At 74.9% G+C, this 11,121-nt stretch carries 10 protein-coding genes; 2 read left to right on the top strand and 8 right to left on the bottom strand.

The window, feature by feature from the left end; all coding sequences use genetic code 11:
- Nucleotides 1–32: 32 nt before the first annotated feature.
- The 4 genes from Val02_RS12585 to Val02_RS12570 all read right to left on the bottom strand — a co-directional run bounded on the left by Val02_RS12585 (nt 33) and on the right by Val02_RS12570 (nt 3,643).
- Nucleotides 33–1,502 (bottom strand): phytoene desaturase family protein, encoded by a 1,470-nt coding sequence (locus Val02_RS12585; protein WP_239152786.1) that lies wholly within the window; start codon nt 1,500–1,502, stop codon nt 33–35.
- Between the two features lie 26 nt (nt 1,503–1,528).
- On the bottom strand, nt 1,529–2,134 hold the full coding sequence (locus Val02_RS12580) for a TetR/AcrR family transcriptional regulator (RefSeq protein WP_203899146.1): 606 nt from the start codon (nt 2,132–2,134) through the stop codon (nt 1,529–1,531).
- Nucleotides 2,135–2,170: 36 nt separating this feature from the next.
- A complete protein-coding gene (locus Val02_RS12575; RefSeq protein ID WP_203899145.1) occupies nt 2,171–2,641 on the bottom strand; it encodes a nuclear transport factor 2 family protein in 471 nt (156 codons plus the stop codon).
- 81 nt (nt 2,642–2,722) lie between these two features.
- Nucleotides 2,723–3,643 carry a TetR/AcrR family transcriptional regulator gene (locus Val02_RS12570; protein WP_203899144.1) on the bottom strand — a complete coding sequence of 307 codons (921 nt, stop codon included), beginning with the start codon at nt 3,641–3,643 and terminating at the stop codon, nt 2,723–2,725.
- A 119-nt stretch (nt 3,644–3,762) separates the two neighbouring features.
- Here Val02_RS12570 and Val02_RS12565 point away from each other — a divergent pair, with 119 nt between their 5' ends.
- Nucleotides 3,763–4,950, top strand: coding sequence for an FAD-dependent monooxygenase (locus Val02_RS12565; protein ID WP_203899143.1), 1,188 nt, complete (start codon nt 3,763–3,765; stop codon nt 4,948–4,950).
- Between the two features lie 12 nt (nt 4,951–4,962).
- Here Val02_RS12565 and Val02_RS12560 read toward each other — a convergent pair whose 3' ends face one another.
- From Val02_RS12560 to Val02_RS12550, 3 genes are read right to left on the bottom strand one after another with little or no spacing between them, the layout of a single operon-like run.
- The gene (locus Val02_RS12560) at nt 4,963–6,105 is read right to left on the bottom strand and encodes a type III PLP-dependent enzyme domain-containing protein (RefSeq protein ID WP_239152784.1); all 1,143 of its coding nucleotides are present in this window, start codon (nt 6,103–6,105) and stop codon (nt 4,963–4,965) included.
- On the bottom strand, nt 6,099–7,745 hold the full coding sequence (locus Val02_RS12555; protein WP_203899142.1) for an IucA/IucC family protein: 1,647 nt from the start codon (nt 7,743–7,745) through the stop codon (nt 6,099–6,101). Before Val02_RS12555 ends, Val02_RS12560 begins: the two co-directional genes overlap by 7 nt.
- On the bottom strand, nt 7,742–9,229 hold the full coding sequence (locus Val02_RS12550; protein WP_239152783.1) for an IucA/IucC family protein: 1,488 nt from the start codon (nt 9,227–9,229) through the stop codon (nt 7,742–7,744). The genes Val02_RS12555 and Val02_RS12550 overlap by 4 nt, the downstream gene beginning before the upstream one ends.
- Nucleotides 9,230–9,433: 204 nt before the next feature.
- Between Val02_RS12550 and Val02_RS12545 the strand changes: the two genes are divergently transcribed.
- Nucleotides 9,434–10,195, top strand: a complete 762-nt coding sequence (locus Val02_RS12545; protein ID WP_203899141.1) for a dihydrodipicolinate synthase family protein — start codon at nt 9,434–9,436, stop codon at nt 10,193–10,195.
- Nucleotides 10,196–10,279: 84 nt separating this feature from the next.
- Here the strand turns inward: Val02_RS12545 and Val02_RS12540 are convergent, their stop codons facing one another.
- A complete protein-coding gene (locus Val02_RS12540) occupies nt 10,280–10,906 on the bottom strand; it encodes a LysE family transporter (protein WP_203899140.1) in 627 nt (208 codons plus the stop codon).
- Between the last annotated feature and the right edge of the window lie 215 nt (nt 10,907–11,121).

Raw genomic sequence — 11,121 nt, 5'->3', positions numbered from 1 at the left:
CGCGCCCACGACGCACGCGCGTAGATGAATCGCTAGGCGGGTTTGACCTTGTCGCGCACCAGATCGAGCGGTTCCGCGCGGATGCCGAAGCGTTGGCGCAGGACGCGGCGCGCGGCGTGCAGTCCCGCCATGCCGTGCACCGCCGGCCCGGGCGGCGTCGAGGCGGAACAGAGGTATACGCCGGGCAGCGGGGTCCGGTAAGGGTCCCAGTGCGGGACCGGCCGCATCACCATCTGCCAGGCGGTGACGGCTCCGGCGGCGATGTCCCCGCCGATGTAGTTGGGGTTGTGGGCGGACTGCGCGGCGGCCGGGATGGCGTGGCTGTCGAGGATCAGGTCGCGGAACCCGGGGGCGAAGCGCTCGACCTGTGCGGTGACCGCTTCGGTGGGGTCCACCGTGGAGCCGTTGGGCACGTGGGCGTAGGCCCACAGCACGTGCTTGCCGTCGGGTGCGCGGGTGGCGTCCACTGTGGACGGTTGGGCGGCGAGAACGTAGGGGCGTTCGGCGTGGCGACCGTTCGCCACTTCGCGTTCGGCGTGGGCGGCCTCGGCGCGGGTCCCGACGATGTGCAGGGTGCCGGCCCGGGCCACCTCGGGGGCGGCCCACGGGACGGGTCCGGAGAGCGCGAAGTCGACCTTGGCCGCGGCGCCGCCGTAGGTGAAGCGGCGCAGGCGTTTGCGGTAGGCGCCGGGGAGGCGTTCGCCGGCGATGCGCAGGAGTCCCTCGGCGGCGACGTCGAGCAGGACGGCCCGGGCGGGCGGCAGGTCGTCGAGGGAGTCGACGCGGTGCCCGGTGACGATCTTCCCGCCGAGGCGCTGCAGCGCGGCGGCCATCGCGTCGACGATCGCCTGGCTGCCGCCGCGCGGGATGGGCCAGCCGACGGCGTGGGCGAGGGTGGCGAGGAAGAGTCCGGCGCCGGCCGGGCCGAGCCCGCGAACGGGGGCGATGGCGTGCGCGCCGACGCCGGTGAGCAGGGCGGGTGCGGTCTCGCCGCGGAACCGGACGTTCCACAGTGGACCGCCCTGTTCCAGGGTGCGCAGGCCGAACCGGAGGGCGGCGGCGGGCGGCGGGACGTGACGGAAGTCGTTCATGGTGGTGTCGACGACGTCCTCCCAGCGGGCCACGAGGGGGCCGAGGAGCCGGCGCCACGCGGGGCCGTCGGGGCCGAGCCCGTCGGCGGTGCGGTCGAGGTCGCGGTAGGCGAGTCCGGCGCGGCCGCCGTCGAGGGGGTGCGCGTAGGCGATGTCGGGCTGGTACAGCTCGACGCCGTGCGCGGCGAGGTTCATGGCGCGGAAGAAGGGTGAGGCGACGGCCATCGGGTGCACGGCCGAGCAGACGTCATGCCGGAACCCGGGCAGGGTCAGTTCGGCGGTGCGGGCTCCGCCGCCGACGGTGTCGGCCGCCTCGTGGACCTCCACGCCGAGGCCGGCGGCGGCGAGAATGAGCGCTGCGGCGAGCCCGTTGGGCCCGGCTCCGACGACGACGACGTCCACGCCGCCCATGATCGCACCCGGGCCGGTACCGCCGTTCAGCGACGTTGCAGGGCGGCGAGGACGACGTCCCGGGTGGCCTGCACGGTCGCGGTGAACGCGGCCGGTTCCCGGCCGATGCGTTCCGCCGCGGCGCGCACCGCGCCGGAGAGCAGTTCCACCGCCAGTTGCACGTCGCCGACGTCGCGGAACTCGCCGCGCGCGATGCCGTCACGAACGACGTTCTCCACCTCGACGATGAGCGCGTGGAACGGGTTGTCGGGTCCCTTGGGCACGTCGGCGACGAGTGCCCCGGCGCCGGGGCGGAACATCGGCTGCAGGGCCTGGTCGGTGGAGGCCTCCAGGATCGCCTCGATGATCTCGTGCAGCCGCTGCGCGGCCGGGTCGGCGGTGCGTGCGGCGATGGCGCTCACCCGTTCCACGGCGGGCCGGCTCGCCCGCCGGGTGAGCGCCAGCACGAGCGCGCTCTTGTCCCGGGCGTAGTTGTACAGCGTGTTGCGGGCGAGTCCGGCCCGGACCGCGATGTGGCCCATGTTGATCGACTCGTAGTCGCGTTCGAGCAGGAGTTGCCGCACGGCCTCGGCCAGGTCGGCCCACACCCGCTCGTGGTGCTCCTCGATGCTGGCTCCCCGGATGCGCGGCATCCGACCATCTTCCCCCGGTGCGGCCCGGGTGGCGGGTCAGGCCCTCCGCGTGGCCAGTGCGGCGCTCGACAGGTGCGGGTTCTCCTGGTGGCTCGCGGTCAGCCTCACGCGGGACAGGCGCCAGCCGTCGGTCGTGCGGACCGCCTCGTTGTCGTAGAAGCCGACGACGAGCCAGCGATCGGGTCCGCCGTCGGCGAGGTGGGGTGGCAGCCAGTGTTCGGCGCGCACGTGCGCGTGGATCGTGGCGCGGTCGCCGTCGACGGTGACGACGTGGCCGGTGATGGCGTGGTGGGTGGCCGCGTAGGGGGCGAAGGCGCCGGCGAGGATGCCGACGTAGTCGGCGAGCGGCACGGTCATCGGCGGGATGCCGGCGACGGACTCGAAGTCGAGCGTCACCGGGTCGGTGAGGACGAGTCCCGGCAGCGCGGTGAAGTCCTTGAGGTCGGCGATGTCGGCGTACCGGCCGAGCAGTTCGATGACGGCGGCACGATCGGCGGCGGTGTCCATGGGGTCCCTTCCGGTGGCGCGCCGGAGTTGACGCGACGACCTGTCGCAAACATTACGACAGTCAGTCGTAAAAAGCCACGGTCAGCGTCCCCGGGGTCCGAGCCGCCCGGCGATCCCGTCCAGGAACAGCTCCAGACCGAGGCCGAACATCCGGTCGAGGTCGAAGTCGAAGCCGTCCTCGGTGAGGCGTCGCATCAGGGGCAGGGCGTTCGTGGTGAGGATCGCGGCGAGGGCTTCGTCGTTGCCCTCCATCCACTCCTCGGCGGTGAGGCCGGTGTCGCGGCGGGCGGCCTGTTCGGCCTCCAGGTCCTGGGCGAGTCCGCGGACGTAGGCGAAGAGCAGGATGCTGACGTACATGCGCTGTTCGAGCGGCACGCGGGTGCCCTCGAACGCGGCGAGGGCGTACTCGCTGTGCGCGACGGCGCGGGGGACGATGTTCGGGCGCAGGAGCGTCATGGCGGGCGCGAGCCACGGGTGCCGCCGGAAGAGGGTCCACTGGGCGCGGGCCATCGCCTCGAGCCGGGCGCGCCAGCCGTGCGGCGGCGGGTCGGGCAGCGGCTCCTCGCCCATCACCTCCTCGATCATCAGGTTGACCAGGGCGTCGCGGTTGTCGACGTGCCGGTAGAGCGACATGGTGGCGACGCCGAGGTGGCCGGCGATGCGGCGCATCGACAGTTCGGCCACGCCGTCCGCGTCGGCGAGGGTGATCGCGGCCCGCACGATCCGCCGCCGGTTCAGTTCCTTCTCGGGAACGTCGCCCGCCGGCCGCGTCCCGCGACGCGCACCGGCCGGTCCGGCGACGACGGTGCCGCGCCCGGGTTCTGCGGCGGTGAGCCCGTCGGCGCGCAGGTCGGCGAGGGCCTTGGTGGCGGTGGCGACGGCGACGCCCCACTCGCGGGTGATCTGCCGCGCGGAGGGGACGCGGTCGCCGGGGCGCAGCGCGCCGGTGCTGATGCGGCGCCGGATGTCGTCGGCGATGCGCCGGTACGGGGGCTGTTCCACGCGCCCACCGTACTAGTACACCCGCCGGTCGGCGGGGCCGCGTGTACTAGTGCCGTTGCGGCTGTCGAACGCGTTTCTCTACGGTCGCCGCGTACACGGTACGCAAGAGAGGTGCGGGGATGCGGGTTCTGGTGAACGGGGGCGGGATCGCGGGTCCGGCGACGGCGTTCTGGCTGCGGCGGCACGGGTTCACCCCGGTGGTGGTGGAACGCTGGCGCGGGCTGCGCCCGGGCGGTCAGGCGGTCGACGTGCGCGGGGTGGCGCGGGACGTGGTGCACCGGATGGGCCTGACGGCGACGGTGCGCGCGTCCACAGTGGACGAACGCGGCTTCGCGCTGGTCGACGCGCGGGGCCGGCGCACGGCGGAGCTGCCGGTGGACGCGTTCGGCGGGGCGGGGATCGTCGCCGACGTGGAGATCCTGCGCGACGACCTGTCCCGGATCCTGGTGGAAGCGACGCAGGGGGTGGAGTACCGCTACGGCGACGGCGTCGTGGGCCTTTCGCAGGACGCCGGCGGCGTGGACGTCACGTTCGCCTCGGGCCGGACGGAACGCTTCGACCTGCTGGTCGGCGCCGACGGGGTGCACTCCACGACGCGGGCCCTGGCGTTCGGGCCGGAGCCGGCGTTCGTGACGCACCTGGGCGGCTACACGGCCTACTTCTCGGTGCCGGATCCGGGTGATCTCGACGGCTGGTTCCTGATGTACAACGCGCCGGGCGGGTTGTGCGCGGGACTGCGCCCGGAGCACGGCGGGGCGGCGAAGGCGTATCTGAGCTTCCGTTCGGAGCCGCTGCCGGCGACGCTCATCGGCGACGCGGCCGCCCGGAAGAAGATCGTCGCGCAGCGGCTCGCCGGTGCCGGTTGGCGGGTGCCGTGGCTGCTGTCGCAGCTGCCGCGCGCGGACGACTTCTACTTCGACGCGGTGTCCCGGGTGACGGTCGACCGGTGGGCCCGCGGGCGGGTGGTGCTGGTCGGCGACGCCGGCTACTGCGGTTCGCCGCTGGCCGGCATGGGCACGAGCCTGGCCCTGGTGGGCGCCTACGTGCTGGCGGGCGAACTGGCGGCGGCGGGCGGTGACCACGAGCGGGCGTTCGCGGCGTACCAGCGGGAGCTGGCCGGCTATGTGCACCGGTCGATCCAGCTTCCGCCGGGCGGGATCGGCGGCTACGCGCCGATGGGTCGGGCCGGGATCGCGCTGCGGGCGCTGTCGATGCGGATGATGACCCGCTGGCCGATGCGCGGTGTGGCGGCGAGGCAGTTCGGCAAGGCGGACGCGTTCGTCCTGCCGGACTACGCCCTGGTCTGAAGGACCGCCAGGCTAGGCCCCGTCGAGCCAGCGCACCTGCGGATGCGGGTGGCGCAGGAAGTCGTGGTGGGAGATGTCCCAGCCGTAGCCGCCGGTGTTCGCGAAGACGAGCACGTCGCCGACGCGCAGCCGCTCGACGTGCCGGTCGCGGGCGAGAACGTCGCGGGGCGTGCACAGTTCGCCGACGGCGTCCACTGTGGAGGATCGCAGCGTCGGCCGGTCGAACGGGTAGGTCCACTCCTCGACCGGGAGCACGGTGAACGGGTGGCTGTAGCCCCAGGCGGCCGGCAGGCGGAAGTGGTGGGTGCCGCCGCGCAGCACGGCGAACCAGCGCCCGTGGGTGCGTTTGAGGTCGAGCACCTCGGCGGCGTACCAGCCGGCGGCGGTGGCGAGGTAGCGGCCGGGTTCCAGGACGAGGCGCGGGTCGTCGGGGATCCCGGCGGCGAACGCGTCGAGGTCGAAGGCGCGTTCGCCGGTGTGGTCGACGCCGAGCCCGCCGCCGACGTTCACGTACGCCAGGTCGATCCCGCACGCGTCGGCCCGCTGTGTGGACCACTGCAGCGCGTCGGTGACGAACGCGGCGTGCGCGGTGGCGTCGAGGTTGTTGCTCACCGCGTGCAGGTGGAACCCGCGCGGCCGCAGCCCGAGGTGGTGAGCGGTGCGCGCCGCCTCGGGCAGGGCGTCCTCGGCGATGCCGAAGGGCGTGGCGGTACCGGCCATCGCGTGGCTGCCCGGCAGCGGCGGCCCGGGCCGGTTGACCCGCAGGGCGAGCCGCACGGCGCCGGGGTCCTCGGCCAGGGCCGCGAGGCGTCGGAGTTCGAGGATGCCCTCCACGTGGATCGTGGCGTCGGCGGCCAGGGCGGCCCGCAGTTCGTCGTCGGTCTTGGCGGGGCCGCCGAAGAGCACGGGGTGGCCGGCCGCGAGGGCCAGTTCGCCGCCGGAGGCGACCTCGAACCCGTCGACGACGCCGGCGAGGGCGGCGAGCATGCGCGGATCGCCGTTGGCCTTGACGGCGTAGTAGAGGCCGGCGCCGGTGGGCAGGGCGGCGCGGACGGCCGTGGCCCGTTCCCGCGCGACGGCGGCGTCGTAGACGTACCCGCACACCGGGCGGGGCAGGGCCCGCACCGCGTCGGCGACGTGCGGCGGGATCAGCACGGGGGGTCGCGCAGCGGGTTGGGGACGGGCACGTAGCGGTCGCCGTCGTCGTGCAGGCGCATGCTGACGAGCGCCTTGTGCGGCATGCTCGGCGCGGTCCAGAACGCGTGGTCGGCGTCGGCGTCGGCCCGCAGCGCCGGGTCGGCGCGCAGTTCCTCGTGCACGGTGTCGACGACGGTGCGCACGTCGCGCCAGGCGGCCTGCTCGTCGAGGCCGGCGGTGGCGGCGAGGTGGGCGAGGAGTTCGCCGAGGTGCGCCTGGAACAGGGTGTAGCCGAGCTTGGCGCGCATCACGTCGGCGTCGAGGGTGGCCACGACCGAACCGGGCCACAGCGCGGCGCCGCCACCGCGTGCGGCGAGGCGGGGCAGGTGCAGCCGCAGCCCGGCGATGTCGCGCACGACGAGGCGGTGCGGCCGGCCGCGGCGGAACGTCGGCAGGCAGTTCTGCAGGTGTGCCTCCAGGCCCACGCCGTAGCGGGTGGCCAGGCGCAGCAGCGGCGGCACGACCAGCCGCACGTATCCGGCGACGAACGACGCCGCGCTGCCGCCGTGGCGGCGCAGCAGTTCCTGGGCGACGCTGCGTCCACTGTGGAGGGTGGCGGTGAACGCCCCGGCCGGCACGGCGGTCTCGCCCGGGTCGAGCGCTCCGGTGAGGCCGGTGCGCAGGATGGCGCTGAGGTCCCGGTCGGCGGAGAGGCCGACGCCGGCGGCCGCGGCCGGTTCGGTGAGCAGCAGGACGGGTTCGCCGTCGAGCAGGTCGGTGAGGCGGCGGGACAGGTGGGGGCCGTTGCGGGTGCTGGCGACGGAGATGTTCCGGCGGGTGGAGGTGACCTGGATGTCGAGCGCGAGCTTGAGGTAGCCGTGTCCGGGCACGTGCAGGGTGCGCAGTGCGGCGGTGGGGGCGGCGGGCGTTCCCGGGTCGTCGAGGTCGCGCAACGCGCCGCGCTCGTACAGGTCGGGGCGGGTGCGGCGCAGGTGGGCGCGTTGCCACGGGTGCAGCGGGTGGGCGGCGTGGGTGCGGGTGCCGGGGTGGCCGAGCCGGCGGCCGAGGTCGTCGCCGAGCAGGTGGGCGCGGTTGAGGCCGACCCAGGCGATGTGCAGCGGCGGCGCTTCGAGGTCGTAGGCGAGGACGTCGGCGGTGTGCCAGCCGAGCCGGGTCCGGCCGCAGGGGTGCAGGTTGTGGCCGGTGGTGGCGAGGCGTTCGAACGCGACGGCGCGGGCGTCCGGGTCGAGCGGCCCGTCGAAGGGGTCCACCGTGGACGGCCGCCGCGCCAGGGCGAGGGCGAGGTTCGCGACTGTGCTGTCGAGTTCCGCCGCGAGGCCGCCGGCGGGGTCCACTGTGGACAGCAGCGCGTCGAGGAACGCGTCGGGCTCGGTGGGCAGCGGGCCGACCGGTTCGGCGCGGCCGAAGCCGTGGTGCCGGGCGGTGACGGTGCCGGCGGGGCTGTACAGGCGGCCGCCGTCGGTGTGCACGCCGGCGAGGCGTTCGCGGTGCAGGGCGGCGAGGAGGCGGCGGGCGGCGGTGTCGGTGGCGTGCGGGAGCGCGGCGGCCCACCGGGCGTGCAGTGCCGGGTCGAGGGCGCGCAGGTCCCGGTCGGTGCGTTCGACGGCGGTCGCGGCGCGGGCGGCGGTGGACCTCATCGGGCCATGGGGTTGGGTAGCGGGGTCCAGATGTCCTCGACGGTGTCGTGCAGGCGCATCGCGGTGAGGGCCTTGAGCGGCAGCGTGGGCCGCAGCAGCACGTCGCGGCGCGGGGTGTCGCGCGGGACGGCGGCGAGGACGGTGCGCCACAGCCCGTCGGGGTCGGTGCCGAAGCGTCGGGCGAGGTGGGTGACGAGTTCGGCGAGGACGGTGGAGACGAACGAGGCGAGCAGTTTGACCGCCGGCGCGTCGGGGTCGTCGGTGGGGATGTCGCCGGTGAGCCCGGCCGCGTCGGGGCCGTGCACCCGCACGCCGCCGAGGTCGCGGTAGAGCAGCCGGGCGGCGCGGTGGTGGGCGACGACGAGGAGCAGGTTCTGGCCGTGGGCCTCCAGGCCGATGCCGCGTTCCAGCAGGCGCAGCAGGGTGGGCAGGGCGAGGCCGGCGAGGTGGCCGAGGAACGCGTGGGGGTCGCCGCCGTAGCCGGCGTGGACGAGTTCGGCGGCGGAGGGGCGCCCGGCGGTGAGCGCGGCGAACGGGAGTGCGCGTTCGTCGGGGCCGAGCGTGGGCGCGTGGCGTCGCACGACGGCGAGCCCTCGGTACGGGGCGCCGTCGACGAGCACGCTGCCGGCGCCCGGTTCGGCGAGAACGGCGATCGGGGTGCCGCGCAGCAGCCGTTCGAGCCGGGCGGACAGGACGGGTCCGTTGTGCACGGCGGCGGCGGACACGCCCCGCACGGCGCTGGTCATCCGCACGTCCACGCTGGTCTTGACGTGCCCGTCGGCGGTCGCGAACGTCCGCAGCGACATCAGCGGCCGCGCCGGGAGCCGCCGTCCGGTGTCGCGCAGCCACGGGAACTCCTCCCGCAGCCGGTGCCACTGCCAGGGGTGCACCGGCAGGATCGGCGGCAGCGTGCCGTGCCAGCGGCCGGCGGGCACCTCGACGACGGCGAGGCGGACGACGGGCCGGTGTTCGGGTGCGTAGGCGAGTTGGTCGGCGGTGTCCATGCCGGTGCGGGTGCGGCAGCACGGGTGCAGGGGGTGCCCGTCGGCGACGGACTGTTCGGCGGCGACGAGGCTGTCGGGGTCGACCGGGCGGTGCGGGTCGGCGGCGCGGGCCAGGGCCAGGTTGGCGACGCTCTCGTCGAGCTCCGCGGCGAACGCGGGCCGTTCGGGCCACAGCGTGGCGGCGACGGCGTGCGGCATGACGTTCCCGGAGAGGGAGAACTGCGGGGCGACGGCGGCGAACGGCTGTGCGGCGGCCGCGGATCCGCGGACCTCGTGGCCGTTGATCGTGACCCGGTCCGGGGCGGCGGCGGTGCGGCCGGGCAGTTCCTCGCGCACCATGGCGCCCCACAGCTTGGCCAGGACGGTGGCGCGGGCGCCGGGCAGCGCGGTGGTGTAGCGGGCGGCGAGGTCGGGTCGGTGTCCGGCGAGCCAGGCGGCGTGGGCGCGCTCGGCGGCGGACAGGCCCGGCAGGATGCCCACGGGTGTTTCTGGGTGCACGCGGTGACCCCGTCATCGGCGTTGGTAAGGGTGCCCTAACCGTAACGACTCCCCGTGTGCCCGCTTCGTCCGGGCGCCCAATACTAGCGTCCTAGGACGCACCTACGCGATGTGATCTCGAACGTACTTCTCCCTCTCCTGGCAAGGGAGGCTTGATCAACTTCTGGGCCGGGGGAGGATGGGCCCATGACGTTGCTCTGGAACGGTGTCGCCGTCGCGCTGCTGACCTTCTTCGACGACGAGGGCGCGGTCGACCTCGCCACCACCGCCAAACACGCCGCCCGCCTCGTCGGCGAGGGCGTGCACGCGATCGTGATCGCCGGCAGCACGGGGGAGGCGTCCGCGCTCACCGACACCGAGCGGGCCGAACTCGTCGCGGCGGTCAAGGCGGCCTGCCCGGACGTTCCGGTGGTGTCGGGTGCCTCGGGCGACTGGTGGCAGCCGGCGGCGGCGCGCGTCGCGGGTGTCGTCGCGGCCGGGGCGGACGGGGTGCTGGTGGCGCCGCCGCGCACGGCTACCGACCTCGGCGCGTACTACTCGGCCGTGTCGGCGGCCGCCGGTTCGGTGCCCGTGCTCGGCTACCACTATCCGGGAACGGCCGGTGGCCCCATTCCGCTCGACGCGCTGCCCGGGCTGCCCCTCGCGGGGATGAAGGACTCGACGGGTGAGCCCGAACGGTTCCTGACCACGTTGGAGTCGTGGGACGGCGCGCTGTACACCGGTTCGGTGCTGCTGACGGCCTACGCGGGCCTGGTGGGGGCGGCCGGAGCGATCCTGGCCGCGGCGAACGTGGCGCCGGAGGACTGTGTGGCGGCGTGGTCCGGGGACGCGGCCGCTCAGCGTCGCCTGTTGTCGGTGCACCGCGACGCGAGGCGCGCGTTCCCGCGGGGCCTGAAGGAGGCGACGGCGGCCCGCTTCGGCACCCCGCTGGGTTCCCGCCTCGGCTAGGCCCGTCGATCTTGCAGTTGTGGCGCCCGGGGCGTGCGGTTTTGCCCCGCGGTGTCCCAGCCACAACTGCAAGATCGACTGCGGTTACGCGACCAGCGTGACGGCCAGCGCGGCGATCACCGCTGCCGACACCAGCGCCGTGCCGAGGCGGGCCCGCGGGCTCGTCAGGACGCGGCCGAGGACGGCGCCGCTGCCGGCGAGCAGGAGCTGCCAGCTGGCCGAGGCGACGAACGCGGCCGTCACGAAGACCGCCGCGTCGCCTGCGTCGGTGTCCCCGCCGGCGGCCTGCCGGCCCAGGACGAGGGCGGCGAAGTAGATGATCGTGGCGGGGTTGAGCAGGGTCAGGCCGAGCAGCGCGAGGAACGCCCGCGGCGGGTTGTGCAGCCCGTCGACCTCGCGTTGCCCGGTGGCCCCGGCGGTGTGCGCGCGCCAGGCCGTCCACGCGGTGCGGGCGGCCAGGGCGACGAGGACGACGGCGGCGGTCCAGCGCAGCGCCCCGGTGACCGGTGCGATGAACCGGGCGATGGCCGCTCCGCCGAGCACGGCGACGACGGCGTAGAGCAGGTCGGCGGTGGCGACGCCGAGGGCCGCGGCGGCGCCGATCCGCATCGAGGTGCGTGCGGTGAGGCTGACCAGGAGTGCGCCGATGGCGCCGACGGGGATCGCGACCCCGTATCCGGCGATGAGCCCGGCGAGAACGGTGTCGGTCATGCCGTGCCGCCCGGAAGAGCGACAAGGAACCGACGGCATGACCACCTGCACTTCGCTGCGGCAGTCATGCCGTCACCGCTGGGGCTTGGGCGCCGTCCCTCCGGTGAGCTTCTGCTGTCGGGGTGCTCCACTCGCCGATGGGGCGGTGGGCATCAGGTGTCGACAGTGTCGGTTCATGGGTCGCATCGTGCGCGGGGCGGTGGTCGCCGGGCAAG

Source organism: Virgisporangium aliadipatigenens, assembly GCF_016863615.1.
GTDB lineage: Bacteria > Actinomycetota > Actinomycetes > Mycobacteriales > Micromonosporaceae > Virgisporangium > Virgisporangium aliadipatigenens.
Note: the sequence above shows the minus strand (reverse complement) of the source record. Positions and strands in the feature narration are given on the sequence as shown.